This window comes from Rhizobium sp. NPDC090279 (assembly GCF_044769665.1).
Taxonomy (GTDB): domain Bacteria; phylum Pseudomonadota; class Alphaproteobacteria; order Rhizobiales; family Rhizobiaceae; genus Rhizobium.
Map to the genome: position 1 here is coordinate 356,791 of NZ_JBIVYI010000006.1, position 18,934 is coordinate 375,724.

Sequence of the window (18,934 nt, forward strand, 5' to 3'; positions counted from 1 at the left end):
GGCCTCCTACTTTTCCGCCCAGAACGGCTGGCTTGCTATGGAAATCGGCGGATGCGGATAGGGCTCGTTGAACTTGCCGACATGATCGCGGTAGTCGTAACGCGCACCGGGGAAACCCAGCATCTTCCACGAGGCCATGTCCTTGTTGCCGCCATAGACCGGATCGGCGAAGAACCCTTCCATGACATTGGCGAGGATGACGTTGAACAGGGCCTTGCCGTCGACATTGTTGCCGAGCTTGACCTTGCCTGCCTCCAGATCCGTCAGAAAGCCGTCCTGCTCTTCCGGAGGGAGATCGGCGAAGGCTTTGCCACCCTTGTTCTGCTTCAGATAGGCATCGATCTCCGCCAGACCTTTGCGGTAGATCTGTGCCGGATTGTCCGCCCCCTGATAGCCCTGGGTCGGCAGGCCGGGCAGGAAAGGTCCCTGCGTATAGAGCCGGCTGGAATTGCCATAGGACCCAGCCAGTTGCCGGTCGAGATAAATGGCACAGCCCGCTTCCTTGCCGCCGATGCTGAGATTGTCGGCCGGGATCATCCGATCCGCGATCGCCTCGATCGTGCGCGCTTCCAACTCCGTGAAGAACTTCCAGCCACCGGGCATCACCTGCCTCGGCGGATCGGCGGCGTAAGACGTCCAAGGGAGATTGCCGCCTTGATATGTTCGCGCCAGCACCGGGCCGGCGCTTCCGGCAAGAACAGTCAGGGCAACGGAGGAAAGGAAATGGCGCCGCGACAGGCGCTTGGGACAGAGTTCGGACACTGGGGGCTCCCGATTGGCAAGATGATACAGGCTATCGTCGGTCGTACGTCAGAAGCGCCACCGGTCACCGCCGCAATCATCCAGCGCGGGCGACCGGCAGGGATGGGGAATCCGCAGAGCGCCGATTCCACCCGCAGTATACATACCCACATGCAGAATCCCATACATAATATGAATCAAAGGGTGACAAGATGCCTTTGAAAACTTGAGCTTTCCGGTTGATTTTAAAGGAATAACGGCTGCGAGCCGTTCGCGTGATCGCCACCGTGCCGGCGCGGGAAAGATCGCCGATGGTTAACCGGGCTTTACTTGTCTCTTGGTTGCCGCCAGCGGCGCCAAGCTCGGCAAAACGTAAGGTCTGGATGACGATCGGGAGAAATCAGGCACGGTTGATCGCAGGCACGCAAATGCCTGACAAGGCAGGTCTCGCGACATCGCGATAGCATTGCACGCCGCGTCATCACGCGATGACCAATGCGTTGCGACCCGGCCGTCAGCGACGGCCGAAGTCCTTTGAAAAATCGAAATCGTGCGATCAGCCGCCGGTCGCGTCGGAGGTGCACTTCTTGACGAAGCTCGTCTTGGCGGCGCCAGCGAGCTTCTTCGATGCCGCTTGCGTATCGCAGGCGCTCGCCGCATCCTTCTCGCATTTCTTGGTAAAGCTGGTCAGAGCGGCGCCTGCCAGCTTCTTGTCGGCCGCCTGGGCCTTGCATGTGGCATCCGCCGCCATCGCACCGCCGGCAATGCAGGTCGAGACAATGGCAATTCCGAGCAGTCTGATCATCGAATTCCTCCGGGGCTCACCACGGCAAAAGGCCGAGGTAAACAAACAATAACGCAATGCCAACTGCAGTAAAGAGACGCTCTGAGCAACGCGAGGATCATGCATTTCCTCATCCGATGGAACGTGTGCCAAAGACAATTAACGCCTAACTATTGGCGCAACCTCAACTTCGAGTTTTCCAGAAGTGTTGCTTTACTGCCGCAGCGGGAAATTTGATTGATTGTCCCGTTTCACTATAGAAATCAATTTGCTAGTTGGATGCGATTTCAAATCTGAACTCTCAGGAATTCACCTAAAAATTGATCCTAGATTGCCTCCGAAAGACCGACGTGAATCTCACCACCCATTCGAATGCAGCGTGAAAGCAAGTCCGTGAACGCCAAGATCACCTTCGGACTCGCCACTATCGCAATACTTGTCGGCTACAACAGCCTTGGCTTGGATGTAAAATACCTTGTCTACTTCGCGATCCTCATGATCGCCGTTGCGGTTGGCGCATGGATGGACAGCATCGCAGAGGACGAAGATTGAAATCCATCGTCCTCAAAAGGCGATGCAAACATCCTCGGGCACCTTCTGAACTGGAGTGACAAGTCTGATCTCTTCGGAAAAGAGGCATGCGTATCAGGCATCGGCCCTCGATTGTTTGGCCTGGTACGCCTTGAAGAGTTCGACAAAAGAATAGAGACTAGCCACATTGGGGCAAACAACGGCGCACTGCCGCCCTCCTCTCACGCAATGGCAAAGCGTGAAATGTAACAACACGAACTGAATGCTCTCCAATCCTCTCATGAAGACAATTTCAGGCACGAATCTCGAACAGGCCAAATCGCACAACCGGCGTGTCGTGATCGAAGCCATCCGCACCAATGGGCCGATGTCGCGCGCAGCCATTGCCCGCATGACGGCACTCACCACCCAGACGGTTTCGAATATCGTGGAGGAGCTCGCGCGTTCGCACCTGCTGATCCCGATGGAGGTGCAGAGGATCGCGCGCGGCCAGCCGATCACTCCCTATGCCATCAATCCGACCGGCGCTTATTCCATCGGCCTCGAGCTTGGCCGTCAGCGCGCCGCCGGCGTGCTGACGGATCTGTCCGGCACGGTCTGCGCCCGCATCGAATATCATGTCGACAGGCCGGGACCGACCGAGGCGATGCCGGTGTTTGCCGAGATCGTCAGAGATCTGCAGCAAGCCTTTTCCTTCGATCGTGATCGACTACTCGGCGTCGGCGTCGCCCTCCCCGGACGCTACGCCGACGGCGGCGTGACATCGCTGAGCCCGCTCAATCTCCCGGGCTGGCAGGATTTCCCCGTTGCAAGCGAACTCGAGCGGCTCATCAATCTGCCCGTGCTCGTCGAAAACGACGCGACGGCCGCGGCAATCGGCGAGCGGCTCTATGGCGTTGCCCGCGGTCTTGGCAGCTTCGTCTATCTCTTTCTGGCGGGTGATGGCGGCATCGGCGCCGGCATGTTCCTGGACGGCCATCTCTACAAGGGCAGCCGCGCCAATGCCGGCGAGATCGGCCATATCATTGTCGAGCCGCATGGCAGGCTCTGCACCTGCGGCAAGCGCGGTTGCCTGGACCGCTATGTCTCCCCATCCGTCGCTTATGAATGTCTTGGCATCAAGGATGCCCAGGAGCTGGACCCGGATGAGCTGGATGCGATGATCGCAGCCAACAGCCACGGCCTGCAGGTCTGGCTGGAACAGGCGGTGCAGCCGCTGCGGCAAACGATCGATTTCCTTGAGCTTGCCTTCGATCCGCAGACGATCGTGCTTGGCGGCAGCGCGCCGACATCCCTCATGATCGGATTGGCCGAGCGCGTGGAGCCGCTGCACATTCCGGTGAACCCGGCGGAAAAGCGGACCATTCCGCGCCTGATGATCGGGGCAACCGGCAGGGATACCGCCATTCTCGGCGCGGCTGCCTTGCCGATCTTTTCAGAGACGAACCCGCAATTCGATGTCCTGCAGAAGCCGCTGACGCATCGCGCGAGCGTAGGTTAGGCAAATCGCTCTACGACCAGCTTCGCTCAAGCGCGACCCGTGCGGGGCCGCGCTTGAGGGCCATGCATCAAGCTGTCAAAATTGATGCAGGCCGTAAAGCAGCGGCATCGTGCCGGCAAGCGCCCTGAAGCGCTCCCAGGATTTTGCCGATGGCCTGGTCCAGCCGGTTTCCGCCAGTGCCGAAAGGCGTGGGAAGACAAGCCGATCGAAGACGGCGCGGTCGGTCATCGGTTCCGACCAGATGCAGGCCTGTATGCCGCGCAGCTTTTCCTTCTGCACATCGGTCCAGCCGCCGATCGGATCGAAGGTGTAGATCTTCTCCGCATCGGAATAGCCGGCCCAACTGCCACCCGGCTCGTCCCAGTCGGGGCGCATTGCCATGTCGAGATAATAGACCTGGCCTGGGCAGACGACGATCTCATATCCGCGTCCGGCAAGCTCGGCCGCGACTTCGACATTGCGCCAGCTGCAGAGATAGCTCTTGTCCTTGTCGATCCTGTCGCCATGCGCCGCCTCTTCCCAGCCGCCGGTCACGCAGCCCTTCGAGGCGAGAAATGCCTGGATGCGCTCCAGAAATTCGGCCTGAAGGACAGCCGCGCCCGAACCGTGAATATCGTCGGCTCCATGCGTATTGGTGATGACGTTCAGGCGCTTGGCATGTGCATCGGCAATCTCGTCGCCGGCAAGTTCGCGCAGCTGCGTCAACGCTTCCGGCGAGCCGGACCAGGCGCCCAGAGGCACCTCGTCGGCACCGATATGGATGGTCTTGAACGGGAAGAGTTCGATCAGTTCGGACAGGATCGTCTCGATCACCTCATAAGTCTTCTCGCGAGCGGGATTGATGCAATTGTCCGGGAAGCCCTGAACCGAATAATAGCTGCCAATTTCGTTCGGATCGCGAAGCTCCGGGATCGCCTGCTGCATCGCATAGCAATGGCCCGGCATGTCGATCTCTGGCAGGATTTCGATGCCGAAGCCCTTGGCGTAGCTGACGATCTCGCGAACCGCTGCCTTGGTGTAATAGCCGCCGGTGCGAGCCGGGCTCGAGCCCAGAAGCGGAGGCATCGGCAGGCCGTGGCCGCGCCATGCGCCGATCTCCGTCAATGCCGGATAGGCGTCGATCTCGACACGCCAGGATTCATCGTCGGACAGGTGCCAGTGCAAGCGGTTGAGCTTGTTCCAGGCCAGCACGGCCATCAGCTTCTTGATTTCAGCCGAACCATAGAACTGGCGTGCAACGTCGAGATGCAGGCCGCGCCAGCCCATGGCCGGTTCGTCGACGATCTCGCCAGCCGCCGGAAAATGGAAAGCCTGCGGATGCAGGCGCGCGCCGCGCCAGATCTGGCCGATCGTCACGAGGCCATAGACAAAGCCGGTCTGGGAGCTTGCCTCGACGGTGATGATCTCCGGCGAAAACTCCAATCTATAGGCCTCGGGGCCAAGACCTTCCGTCTGACGCAGCACCACCGCCACAGCGCCTTCCGCCTCGGAGCGGACAAGACCTTCGGCGGCGAAGAGATGCTCGACAAGAGCCGTGAAGCTTGCGGCTGCGGCCTGTGCCTCCGGCGTATTCGCCTTCAAAGCAAAGCCTGCCGGCAGCGGACGGCGAGAGGAAACGGTAACGCGGTTCGGCCAGGGAATGATCGAGAGCGGAACAGGCGGATTGGCCGGAACGGGATAGATTTCGGCGCCGCGCTTCAATGGCGCATTGCTCGACGACGTGCGCGTCGGCTCGGCGGCAAGCGATACGGCGGTTCCATTCGGCAGCGCCAGATAGGCACTGGTGGCGCCATCGGTCCAGTGACGGAACGGCCAGCTCAGCGCATGAACCGTGATGGTCCATGTATCGCCGGCTCCCAGCACGAAGCCCTCCGGCGGCTGAAACTCGGTAAAATTGGAAAGCCGTTTTGTCACAGTCGCACCTTCGACGACGCCGGCTGGGTCGACGCGGCCAGGACCGCTGACGCAGAGCGCGAAGCCCGAAAGCGGCTCCGATGACAGGTTCTTCAGCCGCAGGACGTAGGAAAACTCCTTGTCGCCGGTCGGCGGGTTCCAGGTTGTTTCAAGCCGCAGAGCCAGGGATCGCGGTGTGGACATGAGCATTCTCTTTTCTTTACTGGATCGTTCAAAGCTTGAGCATGCCGGCATAAATGCCGGGCTCGGAATTGGGGATCTGCATCGCGCCGACCGTCTTCTCGTAGAATTCCGAAGGGCCGACGTCGCCAATGACGGTGTAGGCGTAGCCCATGGCCTTCTGGTCGTTGAGGCAGGCAAAAAGCAGCGCGCGGCCGATGCCGAGGCCGCGAACGCTTTCGTCGACGCCGGTCGGTCCGAAGAAGCCGCGCGCCGTCGCCTCGTGGCAGGCAAAGCCGACAAGCTCCTGATTGCGCGTGGCGACGAAGCATGTCGGCGGCTGGCGCGTCATCGCTACCGTCGTCTCGCTCGCCCAGCCCTGACTGAAATGTTCGGCCACCCAGCCGGTGATGAGCCGCAGCTCCGGCGGCAGCGCGCGCCGGATGGTGACGTCAGCCTTCGCCATGCGCTCAGCCGATTGCGTGTCGACCGGCAAGGTCGATAGATTGACCAGGTAATCCAAGGCAAAAATCCTTCTAGTTCGATGCGACGAGCGCACGCATGAAATGATTGGGACCGATCTGTTCGACCTCGGTCGAGATCGGCCGGCTGAGCGCACGGATCTTCTCCGCCTGCTCCAGGAAGCGAGCGCTACCGCCGGTCACGAACCTGCGGCCGCCATCCGGCACCGCTGAAAGCAGAAGCTGCGTATAGGGGTGCTTCGGATTGGCGAGGACGGCATTGGTCTCGCCCCACTCGACCATCTGGCCGGCAAACATCACCACGATCCCCTCTGCGACATGGGCGGCCGTTGCGATATCATGGGTGATGTAGAGCATGGCGAGATGGTTTTCCCGCTTCACCCGCGCCAGTAGTTCAAGAATGTCCTTGCGGATCGAGACGTCGAGCATCGACGTCGGCTCGTCCGCTACGAGCACGCTCGGCGAAACTGCCAAGGCGCGGGCGATGTTGACGCGCTGGCGTTGCCCCCCGGAGAGCTCGTGCGGAAATTTCTGGCGCGTCACCGAAGGGTCTAGCCCGACGCTTTCAAGCAGCTGCGCTATATCATCGTCCCGTTCGGCCTTCGGCTTGTCCTCACCGTGCAACTGCAGCGGCCTTGCGATGTGATGATTGATCGTGAAGGCCGGATTAAGCGACGAGAACGGGTCCTGGAAGACCATCTGGACGTCCTTGCGGTACATCCGCTCTTCCTTGCCGGAGCCGCGTGAGCTGCGATCCTGTCCGCGGAAAAGCAGTTTTCCAGCGGTCGGCTTGTCGAGCCGGGCGATGATGCGGGCGCATGTGGTCTTGCCGCAGCCTGATTCGCCGACGAGCGCCAGCGCCTTTCCCGCAAACAGCGAAAAGGAAACGCTCTTCAATGCATGCACGGAGCCGAAATGGCGCTGGATATCATCGAGCCGGATGATGGGTTCTGCGGTCACTGCCTGCATCTGCGGTTTCATGCGAAAACTCCGGAAAGGTGGGCGCTGGCCGGAAGCTGCGGAATGGCGTTCCAGAGCTTGCGCGTATAGTCATGAACCGGCGACTGGCTGACCTGGGAGACATCGCCGACCTCGACCAACTCGCCCTTCAGCATCACGCCGATACGATGGCAGAGCTGCGCCATCAGATGCAGGTCGTGGGTGATGAACAGCACCGAGAAACCATAGGTCTGCTGGAGGTCGAGAACCTGCTCCAGGATCTCCCGCTGCACGACGACATCGAGAGCCGTCGTCGGTTCGTCCATGATGATGAGTTCGGGGCGCAGCGCCAGGCAAATGGCGATGACGATGCGCTGGCGCATGCCGCCGGAAAACTGGTGCGGATAGTCGCCGACGCGATGCGGAGGAATGCCGACCAGCTTGAACATTTCTTCGGCGCGGGCACGCGATTCCTGGCGCGAGCATCCGGTATGGCGATGCAGCACGTCATGGAATTGCGCTTCCACCCGCATCAGCGGGTTGAGCGAGTTCATGGCGCTCTGGAACACCATGCCGATGCGCTTCCAGCGGATCTTCTGCAGATCGCCTTCCGGCATCTTGAGTAGATCCTGCCCGTCGAGCCGGATGCTGCCACCGCTGATCCAGGCGGGAGCCTTGGAGAGCCGCGTGATCGCATAGGCGATCGTGCTCTTGCCGCAACCGGATTCGCCGGCAAGACCGAAGATCTCGCCTCGGCCGATGTTGAAGGACACGTCCTTCACCGCGCGGAAGTCGCCCTTGTCGAGCAGATAGTCGATGTTGAGGTGTTCGATCTCAAGCAGATTGTCGCTCATTGGCCTGACCTCATCATGCGATTGCGGGCGCGCGTCAGGCGAAACCAGCGGGTCAATGCCGGGCCGGAGCGCAATTGCGGATTGGCGATTTCGTCGAAGGTGAAGTTGATCAGCGCAAGGCCAAGCCCCGTCAGCGCGATGCCGATGGCGGGAATGCCGATATCCCACCAAGCACCGACCATGATGGCCGAGGCATTCTGGGCATTGTAGAGCATGGTGCCCCACGTGACCTTCAGCGGATCGCCGAAACCCAAATATTCGAGCGTGGTCTGGGCAACGATCGCGTAGATGATGCTGCCGACCAGATTGATGCCGATGAGCGGCGTCAGGTTGGGCAGGATCTCGACGAAGATAACGCGCCAGGCCGGCTCGCCGATCATCTTGGCGGCTGTCACGAAATCGCGGGTGCGCAGCGCCATCGTCTGCGAACGCGTCATGCGTGCGCCCCAGGGCCACGAGGTCAATGCGATGATGATCATGATCGTCATCGGACCGACCGTGCCCGCGAAGGAGGCAAGCAGGATAAGCAGCGGCATGTTCGGTATGACCAGTACGGCATTGGTCGCAAGGTCGAGTGCGGCGTCGGTCTTGCCGCCCGTATAACCGGCGATGAGACCGATGGCGGTGCCGATGATGGTAATCGCGATGCCGGTGGCAAAGCCGACGGAAAGCGAACTTCTGGCGCCCCAGACGAATTGTTTATAGACATCGCGACCCATTTTGGTGGTGCCGAAAACATGTTCGACGGATGGCGGCTGATGCGACCGGCCGACGCGGGCGCCGGGTTCGCCGGGTGCGATGATCGGCGCGAAGATCGCCATCAGGCACAGCGCCGCAACGATGATGAAACCGACAAGCGCTTTCTTCTGGCTGAAAATAGTTCGGAAGGAGAAGCTCATCGGCCTGTCTCCCTCAATCGCGGATCGACAAGGCCGTAGATAATATCGACGATGAAATTCGCGCCAAGGGTCGCCAGCGTCATCAGCAGCAATTGCCCTTGGATGACGGGATAGTCGCGTGCCACGCTGGCGGTAAACAGCGTCAGGCCGAGGCCTGGATAATTGAAGACGATCTCGGTGACGATCGAGCCGCCGAACACGGCGCCGAGTATCAGCGCGAGATTGGTGAGGACAGGTAAGAGCGCATTGCGTGCGCCGTAGCCGAACATGACGGCGAGGTTGCTCAGCCCCTTGGCTCGCCCCATCGTCACATAGTCCTCTCCGAGCACGACGATCATCGACGATCGCATGGTCGTCTGGAACTCGCCGATAAGGAATGGAGACAGCGTCAGGACCGGCAGTATCGCATGCATGAAGACGCTGCCGAAGAAAGTGAAGTTGAAGCCCGGATCGAGATTGGGATCATAGGCATATCCCACGGGGAACCAGCGCAGCGACACCGCGAAAACGAACAGGCTGGTGAGCGCCACGATGACGGGCGGTATCGAAAACAGGATGACGGCGAAGGGCGATACGATCGTATCGAACCGCCCGCCGCGCCTCCAGGCTGCAATCGCGCCGAGCACGACGCCGACGCAGAGCGAAAAAATGATCGCGGTGACGACAAGGAAAACGGTCCACAGCGTGGCCCGGCTCAGCACCTGGACCACCGTCTGCGGATAATACTTCACCGAAACGCCAAGATCGAAGGTGGCAAGGCCTTTGAGATAGCCGAGGAACTGCATCATGATCGGCTGATCGATCTCGCCGAAGCGGGCCTTGATCGCCTCGACAGCCGCGGGCGTGGCCCGCGGCCCGAGCTGGGCGACCATGGCATCTACGGGACTCCCCGGCATAAGCCGGGGAAGAATGAAGTTCACGACGATCGCGAAGGCCAAGGCCACCGCATAGACGCCGAGGCGCCGGCTTGAAACACGCATGTCTGTTCCTTCGCTGTGGTCTTATTGGACCGGCTTCAGACGCAGCAGATGCATGAGACGCATGCGGTTGTTATCGTGGTTCTCCGGGTTCATCACCGGGTCCTTGTCCGTGACCCAACCGGTGAAACGCTTACTGGAATACTGATACCAGGTCGGGCCGTTGAAGACGGGAACAACCGGGAAGTCGTCGGCAATCAGCACCTGGATGTCGTTGAAGATCTTCTTGTGATCCTCATCCGAAGACGACTTCAGATATTGATCGAAGAGCGCATCGAGCTTCGGGTTGGAGTAGCGCGGTGCGGAGACTGTGAGCTTGCCGGCATAGTTGGTCGACAGGCTCTGATAATAACCCTGGAACGGCGTGGCGCTGTCGGCGCGCGAATTCATGACGACATCGAAGCTGCCATCGAGAAGCTGCTTGCGCCACTGCTCATATTCAGGCGTGGCGACGGAGGCATTGATGCCTGCGGCGCGCAGCCCTTCGACTGCGATCTGCACGGCATCGATCCAGTCGGTCCAGCCGTTCGGCACGATGATCGGGAAGGTGATCGGTTTGCCGCTCGGCGTGGTGCGGAAGCCGTCTGCACCCTTCTTATAGCCGGCATCATCGAGAATCTTGTTCGCCTTGTCGGTATCGAAGCCCATGAAGGCGTCCTTGTCGCCTTCGGCGGCCTTGTTGCGCCAGCTTTCGAAGCGCGGCGGCAGGCCGCTCGCATGCAGGTTGACGACCGGATAGCCGAAGCCGGCAATATCGACCATCGACTTGCGGTCCATCACCAGGCTGAAGGCATGGCGGAAATTGAGATCCTTGAAAGCCTCGAGGTTGCCGGCATTGCTCGACTTGAAGTTCATCTGGAAGGCAACGGTTTCAGCCGGCGGCTGCCAGTAACCATTGTGCTGCGGGTCGAGTGCGACAAAGGTCTTGTCGATCTGCGGCAGGAACGAACCGATCCAGTCGACGGTGCCTTCCGGCAGCAGCGCCAGCATCTGGTCGTTGCCCGAGATCTGCGGCAGGCGCAGGCAATCGACATGCAGCGACGCCGCATCCCAGTAATTTGGATTGCGGCACTGCTCGTAAACCTGCGGCGTAAAGCGGCGAACCTCGGTCATCGGGCCGGAGCCGACCGGCCTTTCATTCTTGAAGGCGACCGGATCGGCAACATCCTTCCAGATATGCTCCGGCACGACGGCGAGATCGGCGAGCGATTCGGGGAATTCGGAATTTATGGCCTTGAGGTTGATCTTCACCTGGGTCGGCGAAGGCGCTTCGACGGAAGCGACGGTCTGGCCAACGCCAACGGTATCGACGGCCGGGTTCTTCAGCATCAGGTCGATCGTGTATTTTACGTCGGCCGAAGTCAGCGGCTGACCATCCGACCATTTCACGCCAGAACGCAGATCATAGGTGATCGACTTGAGATCGTCGGAGAACTTGTAGTTCGTCGCCAAGCGCCAGACCGGCTTGCCTCCGTCATTGGCGTTGAAGATGACCAGTGGCTCGTAGATGAAGTCCATCGTGCTCTGACGACGACCGGCCAGGTCGAAAGGATTGAAGTTGCTGACCCAGCTGGTCTGCTCCTCGATGTGCATTGTCAGCACGGATTCCGCTGCGGAGGCGACGCCCGCACCAAATGCCAACGAAGCGCCAAGCGCTGCCGCTACCCAGGATGTCCGTTGAAATAGATTCCGCAATGACTTTTTCCTCATTCCCATTTTCAGCCCCTCTTGCTGTTTTGGAGTAGTCAATCAAATTGATTTAATCGTGAGTTTCGAGACTCGTCAATCGCTGATTGGAAATCAACAGGCATTGATTTCGACGTTTGCAGGAACGCCTCGGCTGCCCGGCGGCGATCTATTGCCATCCAGGGTCGGTAGAGAAATTCGCGACTTGTGCAACTCTCGCCAGCGGCCATGACGGGGAACGCGAAGTGACGCATCGCGCGTTGGCGCGACGAAAGCAGCCGTCAAAGGGAATAGGAAACCTATCGTCAATGCCGGAGCGAAGTGCCGACACTAAAGATGTGACGATCAGATGTGTCGGAGATCAGCCAACCGCTTGGCGTCCCCCACTCAGGGGAAACGCCGGATAGTTCGGATTGCGATACGGCAATGCCCCATCGCAATCGAAACGGCAGAGGCAGTTACGCCTAGTCGAGCGGCTTGTAGGCGATGACGTCCATTTCGACCTTCACATCGACCATCATCGGCGATTGCACCGTCGAGCGCGCCGGCGGATGATCGATGAAATGCTTCTCGAAGACGGCGTTGAAGCTCGAGAAATCGCGCGCGTCGTCCAGCCAGACATTGACCTTCACAACGTGTTCGAGCGTGCAATCGGCAAGGGCAAGAACATCCTTGATATTGGCGATGACCTGCTCGGTCTGCCTGACGATGTTGCCGGTGACGATTTCGCCGTTGATGGTCGGCACCTGGCCCGAAACATAGACGAAATCCCCGGCCCTGACGGCCTTGGCGAAGGGGCGCCGCTGGCCGCCGGCCTGATTGTCGGCGACGTCGAAACGGATCAGCTTGTTCTTGCTCATGATATGTTCGGTCTCTCCCTGTTGCCGGAAGCCGCAAAGCCAGCATATCAGAACGATAAAGAGCAGGCGCGCGACTCTCCTGCGCTCTTCCATATCCGCCATGGCGCGGTCACGCCAGATCGATTCGCCGCTGGCCGACGCCTCACATGCGACCGCGTCTTTTTGTCGGCATCGCCGTCATTGCCTTGCCGCGCCCGCCCCTGTTAAGACTGAGCCGATTTCGTCATATGATTGTTGAGCTTCAGGAGGAGCCGCCATGACCGAACTCGCGCAATCGCTCGCGTCCATTCGCATTCCCGATCTTGCCGGCAAAAGGGCGTTGATAACAGGCGCTTCGACGGGCATCGGAGCCGCCGTCGCACGCGCCTTTGCCGCACAGGGCATGAAGATCGGCCTGCACTTCAATGCAAGCCGCGAGCCGGCTGAAAAGCTAGCCGCTGAAATCACGGCCAGCGGCGGAACAGTCCATCTCATCCAGGGCGATGTCTCGCGGGACGGCGAGAGCGAGCGCGTCGTCAAAGACGCAGCCGAAGCTCTGGGCGGTCTCGATGGCCTCATCAACAATGCCGGCGGCATGCTGGGGCGGCTTCCGACCGCCGACATGACCGATGAGCATTATGAGCGGGTAATGAACCTCAATGCCCGTTCCGTACTCGCGGCGACCCGCGCCGCCCATCCTTACCTCAAGCGGCAGGGCGGCTTCGTCATCAACACGACCTCGATCGCCGCGCGCAATGGCGGCGGCAACGGCGCGATCCTCTACGCGGCTTCCAAGGGCTTCGTCTCGACGATAACCCACGGTCATGCGAAAGAATTCGTCAACGACAAGATCCGCGTCAATGCCGTCGCACCAGGCGTCATCGCGACGCCGTTCCACGACCGCTATACCAACGACGAGCAGATGGAACTGCAGCGCAGGACGATCCCCATGGGCTTCGTCGGCACATCGGAGGATTGCGTCGGCGCCTACCTCTTCCTCGCCTCTCCGACGCTATCCGGCTATATCACCGGCCAGATCATCGAGGTCAATGGCGGCCAGCTCATGCCGTAAAATGCGGCTATCGATCGCTTTGTGTGCCGGGCAATGCTAATCTTGCACGGCGTGACGCCTTCGCGGCGCGGAAAACGGAGCGCATGCAATATGGCAGAGACGCCCATCCAGGACGGCATCAAGACATCAGTGGAATTGACGCATCCAGAGCGAATCTACTGGCCCGACGACGACGTCAGCAAACAGGACCTGCTTGATTACTACGCTTTGGCCTGGCGGCGCATGGCACCCTTCGTCGCCAATCGCCCCCTCGCTCTCCTGCGCTGCCCCGACGGCATCGAGGGGCCGCGCTTTTTCCAGAAGCACGTCTGGAAAGGGATCAACCGGCATATCGAGGAAATCGCCGATCCGGAGGATAAGGACCTCGCGAAACTCCTGAAGATCGAGGATTTCGACGGTTTGGCCGCTCTCGTCCAGTCGGCGGCGCTGGAGATCCACCCCTGGGGTACGACGACGGACCATTGGGAAAAGCCCGACATGGTCATCATGGACCTCGATCCGGGCGAAGATGTCGCCTGGAGCAAGGTCGTGGCCGCAGCGAAAGAGATCAGGGAACGCTTCTCCGCCCTGGGACTAACCTCCTTCGTCAAGACCTCGGGCGGCAAGGGCCTGCATGTGGTCGCGTCCGTCAAGCCGCAGGCGACCTGGCCTGACATCAAGGATGCGGCCGAAGCGATCGCCCATGCCATGAGCGCCGATAGTCCTGAGGCATATTTGTCGGTTGCCAGCAAGGCTAAGCGGGCTGGCCACATCTTCATCGATTATTTGCGCAACGGCCGCGGCAATACGGCCGTTGCACCCTATTCGACCCGCGCGAGAAAGGGTGCCGCGGTGTCGATGCCGGTCAGCTGGGAGGAATTGGACGGCAAGATCGGGCCGGCCTCTTTTACCGTCAGGAACGCAGCCTCACGCCTCGGCCAATCGAGCCCCGATCCCTGGGCCGATTTCTTCAAGGCAGCAACGCCACTCAAGGTCTGACGCTACACCAGAAAGGGGACCAGTGCCGGCGTGCTGGCCTTGTAGTCGGCATAAGCCGGGCCGAACATATCGCTCATCCAGCTTTCCTCGATCTGCACGCGGCGCAGCACGGCATAGAGAACTGCGGCGATCGCAAGGACGGCCGCGATATCGCCGCGCGCGATTGCCGAGCCAACGATGGCGAGCAGCAGACCTGAATAGATCGGATGCCGCACGAGCGCATAGGGGCCGGAGCGGATGAGAGCGTGATCCTCCTTGAGGGTAATCACCCCGCTCCAGTTGCGGCCGAGGTGATAGCGGGCCCAGACGGCGAAGAGAAGACCGATGAACGTCAGGGCCGCACCGATCGCATAGGACGTCAGGTCCTGCGGAATGATGCGATATCGCAAGGGGCCGAACCAGGAGGGATTGACCGCCAGAAGGAAGGCGCCGATCCAGATCGGCGCGGTATTGCCGAGCCGCGACAGCGGGTCCTCCTGCCGCACGCTCTTCTTGGTGCCGAACGAGGCAAAGAGCCAGATCAGCAACCAGACGATCCAGCACGCAGGAATGAATTGATAAAGCAGCATCGCTCAAGCCACATCTCTATCCAATTCCGGATAACGCCGGAAAATGCCGTCCTCATTGAAGGGAATGCGGCGATCGGACTGAAGATAGCGGGCAATGTTAGGCCGTTTCATGACGGCTGCATGCAGCGCCGTCAGGTGCGGATATTGGCGATCCAGATGCGCAGTCGCGCGGGGGAAGGCATAGCGCAGCCCCTCATAGACCTGAAACAGCGAGAGATCGACATAGGTCAATTCACCGCCGAAGATATGGCTCGCCCCGTCCGAGTTCTGTCGCAGCGTCCGCTCGAAATAGCCGAGGAACTTCGGGATGCGGTTTTCGATGAATTCCGCGGCTCGCGCCTTCGCCTCTTGCTTCTGATCCTCATAATATTTCGACGTGGCAATGGGGTGGTGCGTGTCGTGCACCTCGGCGACAAGATCGGTGATCGTCAACTGCAGTCCGTTCAGCACATGACGCTGCCCTTCGTCGCCGGGAGCCAGGCCGAGCCTCGGCCCGAGATACATCAGGATATTCGCCACATGCGGGAGGATCAGCTCGCCGTCCTTCAGAAACGGCGGAGCGAACGGAATGTCGAACTCGGATTTGCCGTCCATAATGGCCAGCATGGCGGGCATTCCCTGCCCCTTGCTTGCCGGCCCACGACAAACATCGACATAGTCGGCTCCGGCCTCCTCCAGCGCAAGCCGGACGAATTCACCACGCCCCTGGATGCCGTCCCAGTAGTAAAGCTCATAGGGCATTCGTTTATCCCTCCCGTGAATCGTTCAGCGGCGACAAGCGGTCCGGCGCCCTGCCGGCACCTTTCCATCGCCTGCAACACCGACATCCGTTGCCGAATGAGCCGAATACCAGCCCGCTCCAAACTTGCAATTTAGCGTCGGTATCGCAGAAGGTAAGAGGCAATCGGCGATCACGGACCGAAACGCATGCCCCGGAAGCTAGGTCGACGACACCGCCGCCGACCCGAAAGGTCTCGATGATGGTACCGGTTCCACGGATAGACTAGGAATGCGTATTGTGCTCGTGGCGTTTACGCGTTGCGCCCGCCTTCTTTGCGGAGGCAGAGCGCTCGGCCGCAGGTCGATTTGCAGCGGCACGTCCGCCGATCCTGCCGCCTTTTTCGGACGATTCATGGTTTTCGGGATGACCGCGACCCGAGCCGGATTTCTTGCCGCCGCCGCTTTCCTTGTTCACCGTTGCCCAGGCACGCCGCTCCGCCTCCTCGTGGGAGACGCCGCGGTCTTCATAGCCTTCCTCGATATGCTCGGCCTTGCGCTTCTGCTTGTCGGTATAGGCGGATTTATCGCCTCGGGGCATGATCTTTCTCCTTGCTTGGCATGAAAGACCAACCCGTCGTCAGGGAAAAGGTTCCGAGATTTGGCCGGGTGAATTGCGAGGCACCGGAAGTATCCTGAAGCGCCGATCATGCGGTGCCTTGGGGCGCTGTCTGGCCGAGGCCGGGAAAAAGACGCCGACTGAACGATCGATAATCAGAATGAGGATCAAGGCCGCCAGAAGATAGAGCGCGGCGAGGACAAGAAGCGATGTCATCGCATCGCCTCCAAGCCGTCAGCAAAACATGAAAAACGGCGCGCCGCGACGATCGTCGTAACAATCATTTCCAGATCATCGATATAGCTGCGACACATGGCTGAGCTCCCTTGGCGATCTGTAGCATCGATGTGTGACAACTATTTCGCGTATGGGAGCCAAATTACCGAAATTATTGAGAATATTTCGCCGGTGGCGACCCAGAAGAAGAGAGGCGGTACGATGTCGCCATCGAACCGCCCCTCTTTCCGCCACACCCCTAAGACTGACGCGCCCTACGCCTTTGCAACTGCAGCCTTCTTCGGCGCTTTCTTCGCTGGTTTGACCACCTTCTCCTCGACAACAGCTGCCGCGGCGATTGCCGGCTTGCGCTTGGCTTTTGGCTTGACGTCGATCGTGCTGCCGTTTGCAGCAGTTTCTTCAAGGGCGACGCGCTCGCCGCTTGCTCGAGCCCAGTGCTCGGCATCGCGTCCGGAAGGATGGCCCTCCTCTTCCCAGATGGCGTATGCGCGCTTCTTGATCCATTCGTCCCGAGGTTCCAACATCTGCTGTTCTCCGTTCGCATCATTGAACATGGTTTTGATGAACAATGCCCGTTCTTGACATGCGGGCTTTCACGCCTCCCCCGAGCAGCCAAGACGCCATGGCTGGCGTTCTTCGGTCTCGACTCTCGAACCGCAGTGGCGCTTCAAACAAGAAACAGGGGTTACCGTGGGGGACGGTAGCGAAGCAGCCGAAGCACCCTAAGTATGATGCTGGTAAGAACAGGGTTCAATTAAAAATATCTAATAAGATGAGTTTTCGCACTGCTATCGATGACATCCCGGCGATCGCAAGCCGGCTCATTGCAGCTTTTACGGGCAAGGATATACTTGCGTCATGATCGACCTCGTGGCTGCCCATTGGGGCCAAGTTCTCGCCGTCCTGTCCATCGTGATGGGAGCCGCTGCTGCAATCCATGCAGCCATGACCAAAGAAGATGTCCGCGCAGCGATCGGCTGGGTCGGCGTCGTCATTCTGTCACCCATCATCGGCGCGCTGCTCTATGCCGTCGCGGGCATCAATCGCATCCGCCGGGCCACTCTCAGCTCGCAGCGCGACGCACTCTTCCGCACGGATGCGAACGGCGAACTCTCCAGCTTCGATGCCAATGACGAACAGGCGCGGCGGCTTTTCGGCGAGCGTTTCGGCTCGATGAAGACGCTCGGCGATCGTGTTGTCCGCTATACGATGAGTACCGGCAACACCATCGAGATGCTGACGAACGGCGACGTCGCCTATGCTGCGATGAAAGCCGCGATCGACGGCGCCGAACGCGCCATCCTGATGGAGACCTATATCTTCGATCGCGACCCGATCGGCCTTCGCCTTGCCGACGCCCTTATTGCCGCGACCAAACGGGGCGTCGCCGTACGCGTGCTGATCGACGCCGTCGGCGCCCGTTATTCCGTGCCGAGCATCATGGGTTATCTGAGCCAGGGCGGCGTGCAGGTCGACGTCTTCAACGGCAACGTCATCATCGGCCTCAGATTGCCCTATGCCAATCTGCGCACCCACCGGAAGATCCTTAGTATCGACGGGCGGATCGCCTTTACCGGCGGCATGAATATCCGCCAGGGCTTCACGCGTGAATTCGCGCATGACCATTGCGCCCGCGACATGCATTTCTGCGTGACGGGTCCCGCTGTCGCGGATCTCTTCAACACCGCCGCCGAGGATTGGCGCTTCACCACCGGCGAGGTACTGAGCGGCGAGGAATGGGGGGTTGCCGCTCCCGCCAACGAGCCTGGGGCGCCTGTCTTCATGCGGGTCGTCCCGTCAGGCCCGGATCGCAGCGTCGAGACCAATCACAAGATGCTCATCGGCGCGCTGTCGGTGGCGCACAGGTCCATCCGCATCATGTCGCCCTATTTCCTGCCGGATCGGGAGTTGATCAGCGCGCTCGTGACGGCAGCCCGACGTGGCGTCGAGGTCGATATCGTCGTGCCGACTGCCAACAATCTCGTCCTTGTCGACCGCGCCATGACGGCGCAATTCGACCAGATGCTGAAGAACTATTGCCGCATCTGGCGCGCTGAAGGTCCGTTCAATCATTCGAAGCTTTTGGCCATCGACGGCATCTGGGCCTATGTCGGCTCTTCCAACCTCGATCCCCGCTCCCTGCGGCTCAATTTCGAAGTGGATCTTGAAGTGCTCGATCACGGTTTTGCCGGCACGATCGATGCCCATATCGACACGATCCTGGAAACGGCACATCCGGTCGAACTCGAAAAGCTGAGGGCGCGGCCCTTTGTCGTACGGCTTATCGAGAAGGTCCTCTGGCTTGGCTCGCCCTATCTCTGACGGCCGCAACCAGGGACTATTCGCCGTTGTCGCAGCCTTTTTACATGACAATGCCGACCATCGTTTCTTATACTCCCCTCCATGTGCCCGACATGGTCTGATCAAGGAACGGTC

The 18,934-nt window shown here is 60.1% G+C and carries 20 protein-coding genes; 5 read left to right on the forward strand and 15 right to left on the reverse strand.

Features of this window, described 5'->3' with window-relative positions; all coding sequences use genetic code 11:
* Positions 1-6 precede the first annotated feature (6 nt).
* The gene (locus ACIQWP_RS17390; RefSeq protein WP_402789477.1) at positions 7-762 is read right to left on the reverse strand and encodes a gluconate 2-dehydrogenase subunit 3 family protein; all 756 of its coding nucleotides are present in this window, start codon (positions 760-762) and stop codon (positions 7-9) included.
* A gap of 535 nt (positions 763-1,297) precedes the next feature.
* Positions 1,298-1,546 carry a hypothetical protein gene (locus tag ACIQWP_RS17395; protein WP_402789480.1) on the reverse strand — a complete coding sequence of 83 codons (249 nt, stop codon included), beginning with the start codon at positions 1,544-1,546 and terminating at the stop codon, positions 1,298-1,300.
* A gap of 372 nt (positions 1,547-1,918) precedes the next feature.
* Here ACIQWP_RS17395 and ACIQWP_RS17400 point away from each other — a divergent pair, with 372 nt between their 5' ends.
* Both ACIQWP_RS17400 and ACIQWP_RS17405 read left to right on the forward strand, forming a co-directional pair.
* A complete protein-coding gene (locus ACIQWP_RS17400) occupies positions 1,919-2,077 on the forward strand; it encodes a hypothetical protein (RefSeq protein WP_402789482.1) in 159 nt (52 codons plus the stop codon).
* 259 nt (positions 2,078-2,336) lie between these two features.
* Positions 2,337-3,557, forward strand: a complete 1,221-nt coding sequence (locus ACIQWP_RS17405) for an ROK family protein (RefSeq protein ID WP_402789485.1) — start codon at positions 2,337-2,339, stop codon at positions 3,555-3,557.
* A 75-nt stretch (positions 3,558-3,632) separates the two neighbouring features.
* On the opposite strand, the gene ACIQWP_RS17410 is transcribed toward ACIQWP_RS17405, so the two are convergent.
* From ACIQWP_RS17410 to ACIQWP_RS17445, 8 genes are all read right to left on the reverse strand, one after another.
* On the reverse strand, positions 3,633-5,660 hold the full coding sequence (locus tag ACIQWP_RS17410) for a beta-N-acetylhexosaminidase (RefSeq protein ID WP_402789488.1): 2,028 nt from the start codon (positions 5,658-5,660) through the stop codon (positions 3,633-3,635).
* A gap of 22 nt (positions 5,661-5,682) precedes the next feature.
* Entirely contained in the window at positions 5,683-6,153 is a 471-nt protein-coding gene (locus ACIQWP_RS17415; RefSeq protein ID WP_402789491.1) for a GNAT family N-acetyltransferase, read from the reverse strand.
* A gap of 13 nt (positions 6,154-6,166) precedes the next feature.
* Entirely contained in the window at positions 6,167-7,093 is a 927-nt protein-coding gene (locus ACIQWP_RS17420) for an ABC transporter ATP-binding protein (RefSeq protein ID WP_402789495.1), read from the reverse strand.
* Complete coding sequence (locus ACIQWP_RS17425; RefSeq protein WP_402789497.1) at positions 7,090-7,905, reverse strand: ABC transporter ATP-binding protein; 816 nt, start codon at positions 7,903-7,905, stop codon at positions 7,090-7,092. Before ACIQWP_RS17425 ends, ACIQWP_RS17420 begins: the two co-directional genes overlap by 4 nt.
* Positions 7,902-8,804 carry an ABC transporter permease gene (locus ACIQWP_RS17430; RefSeq protein ID WP_402789501.1) on the reverse strand — a complete coding sequence of 301 codons (903 nt, stop codon included), beginning with the start codon at positions 8,802-8,804 and terminating at the stop codon, positions 7,902-7,904. The genes ACIQWP_RS17425 and ACIQWP_RS17430 overlap by 4 nt, the downstream gene beginning before the upstream one ends.
* Positions 8,801-9,784 (reverse strand): ABC transporter permease, encoded by a 984-nt coding sequence (locus ACIQWP_RS17435; RefSeq protein WP_402789504.1) that lies wholly within the window; start codon positions 9,782-9,784, stop codon positions 8,801-8,803. The genes ACIQWP_RS17430 and ACIQWP_RS17435 overlap by 4 nt, the downstream gene beginning before the upstream one ends.
* 21 nt (positions 9,785-9,805) lie before the next feature.
* Positions 9,806-11,374 (reverse strand): ABC transporter substrate-binding protein, encoded by a 1,569-nt coding sequence (locus ACIQWP_RS17440; protein WP_402789904.1) that lies wholly within the window; start codon positions 11,372-11,374, stop codon positions 9,806-9,808.
* 557 nt (positions 11,375-11,931) lie between these two features.
* Positions 11,932-12,327, reverse strand: coding sequence for a RidA family protein (locus tag ACIQWP_RS17445; protein ID WP_402789507.1), 396 nt, complete (start codon positions 12,325-12,327; stop codon positions 11,932-11,934).
* A gap of 256 nt (positions 12,328-12,583) precedes the next feature.
* Between ACIQWP_RS17445 and ACIQWP_RS17450 the strand changes: the two genes are divergently transcribed.
* Complete coding sequence (locus ACIQWP_RS17450) at positions 12,584-13,378, forward strand: SDR family NAD(P)-dependent oxidoreductase (protein ID WP_402789509.1); 795 nt, start codon at positions 12,584-12,586, stop codon at positions 13,376-13,378.
* A gap of 90 nt (positions 13,379-13,468) precedes the next feature.
* Positions 13,469-14,356 (forward strand): non-homologous end-joining DNA ligase, encoded by an 888-nt coding sequence (ligD, locus tag ACIQWP_RS17455; protein WP_402789512.1) that lies wholly within the window; start codon positions 13,469-13,471, stop codon positions 14,354-14,356.
* 2 nt (positions 14,357-14,358) lie between these two features.
* Here ligD and ACIQWP_RS17460 read toward each other — a convergent pair whose 3' ends face one another.
* The 5 genes from ACIQWP_RS17460 to ACIQWP_RS17480 form a co-directional block, all read right to left on the reverse strand.
* On the reverse strand, positions 14,359-14,925 hold the full coding sequence (locus ACIQWP_RS17460; protein ID WP_402789514.1) for a methyltransferase family protein: 567 nt from the start codon (positions 14,923-14,925) through the stop codon (positions 14,359-14,361).
* Positions 14,926-14,928: 3 nt separating this feature from the next.
* Positions 14,929-15,666 carry a glutathione S-transferase gene (locus ACIQWP_RS17465; protein ID WP_402789517.1) on the reverse strand — a complete coding sequence of 246 codons (738 nt, stop codon included), beginning with the start codon at positions 15,664-15,666 and terminating at the stop codon, positions 14,929-14,931.
* Between the two features lie 262 nt (positions 15,667-15,928).
* Positions 15,929-16,243, reverse strand: a complete 315-nt coding sequence (locus ACIQWP_RS17470) for a plasmid stabilization protein (RefSeq protein WP_402789520.1) — start codon at positions 16,241-16,243, stop codon at positions 15,929-15,931.
* A 39-nt stretch (positions 16,244-16,282) separates the two neighbouring features.
* Positions 16,283-16,477: a hypothetical protein gene (locus ACIQWP_RS17475; RefSeq protein ID WP_402789523.1), complete on the reverse strand. Its 195-nt coding sequence runs from the start codon at positions 16,475-16,477 to the stop codon at positions 16,283-16,285.
* A gap of 275 nt (positions 16,478-16,752) precedes the next feature.
* Positions 16,753-17,022, reverse strand: a complete 270-nt coding sequence (locus ACIQWP_RS17480; RefSeq protein WP_402789526.1) for a DUF2934 domain-containing protein — start codon at positions 17,020-17,022, stop codon at positions 16,753-16,755.
* A 334-nt stretch (positions 17,023-17,356) separates the two neighbouring features.
* Here ACIQWP_RS17480 and ACIQWP_RS17485 point away from each other — a divergent pair, with 334 nt between their 5' ends.
* Positions 17,357-18,820 carry a phosphatidylserine/phosphatidylglycerophosphate/cardiolipin synthase family protein gene (locus tag ACIQWP_RS17485; RefSeq protein WP_402789528.1) on the forward strand — a complete coding sequence of 488 codons (1,464 nt, stop codon included), beginning with the start codon at positions 17,357-17,359 and terminating at the stop codon, positions 18,818-18,820.
* Positions 18,821-18,934: the final 114 nt, after the last annotated feature.

What these genes read in the sequence shown, in the direction of transcription:
- ACIQWP_RS17480 (WP_402789526.1), bottom strand. Translation starts at nt 17,022, where the DNA reads ATGTTGGAACCTCGGGACGAATGGATCAAGAAGCGCGCATACGCCATC.
- ACIQWP_RS17470 (WP_402789520.1), bottom strand. Translation starts at nt 16,243, where the DNA reads ATGCCCCGAGGCGATAAATCCGCCTATACCGACAAGCAGAAGCGCAAG.
- ACIQWP_RS17475 (WP_402789523.1), bottom strand. Translation starts at nt 16,477, where the DNA reads ATGACATCGCTTCTTGTCCTCGCCGCGCTCTATCTTCTGGCGGCCTTG.
- ACIQWP_RS17485 (WP_402789528.1), top strand. Translation starts at nt 17,357, where the DNA reads ATGATCGACCTCGTGGCTGCCCATTGGGGCCAAGTTCTCGCCGTCCTG.
- ACIQWP_RS17460 (WP_402789514.1), bottom strand. Translation starts at nt 14,925, where the DNA reads ATGCTGCTTTATCAATTCATTCCTGCGTGCTGGATCGTCTGGTTGCTG.
- ACIQWP_RS17440 (WP_402789904.1), bottom strand. Translation starts at nt 11,374, where the DNA reads ATGCACATCGAGGAGCAGACCAGCTGGGTCAGCAACTTCAATCCTTTC.
- ligD (WP_402789512.1), top strand. Translation starts at nt 13,469, where the DNA reads ATGGCAGAGACGCCCATCCAGGACGGCATCAAGACATCAGTGGAATTG.
- ACIQWP_RS17465 (WP_402789517.1), bottom strand. Translation starts at nt 15,666, where the DNA reads ATGCCCTATGAGCTTTACTACTGGGACGGCATCCAGGGGCGTGGTGAA.
- ACIQWP_RS17395 (WP_402789480.1), bottom strand. Translation starts at nt 1,546, where the DNA reads ATGATCAGACTGCTCGGAATTGCCATTGTCTCGACCTGCATTGCCGGC.
- ACIQWP_RS17405 (WP_402789485.1), top strand. Translation starts at nt 2,337, where the DNA reads ATGAAGACAATTTCAGGCACGAATCTCGAACAGGCCAAATCGCACAAC.
- ACIQWP_RS17425 (WP_402789497.1), bottom strand. Translation starts at nt 7,905, where the DNA reads ATGAGCGACAATCTGCTTGAGATCGAACACCTCAACATCGACTATCTG.
- ACIQWP_RS17410 (WP_402789488.1), bottom strand. Translation starts at nt 5,660, where the DNA reads ATGCTCATGTCCACACCGCGATCCCTGGCTCTGCGGCTTGAAACAACC.
- ACIQWP_RS17420 (WP_402789495.1), bottom strand. Translation starts at nt 7,093, where the DNA reads ATGAAACCGCAGATGCAGGCAGTGACCGCAGAACCCATCATCCGGCTC.
- ACIQWP_RS17430 (WP_402789501.1), bottom strand. Translation starts at nt 8,804, where the DNA reads ATGAGCTTCTCCTTCCGAACTATTTTCAGCCAGAAGAAAGCGCTTGTC.
- ACIQWP_RS17445 (WP_402789507.1), bottom strand. Translation starts at nt 12,327, where the DNA reads ATGAGCAAGAACAAGCTGATCCGTTTCGACGTCGCCGACAATCAGGCC.
- ACIQWP_RS17450 (WP_402789509.1), top strand. Translation starts at nt 12,584, where the DNA reads ATGACCGAACTCGCGCAATCGCTCGCGTCCATTCGCATTCCCGATCTT.
- ACIQWP_RS17435 (WP_402789504.1), bottom strand. Translation starts at nt 9,784, where the DNA reads ATGCGTGTTTCAAGCCGGCGCCTCGGCGTCTATGCGGTGGCCTTGGCC.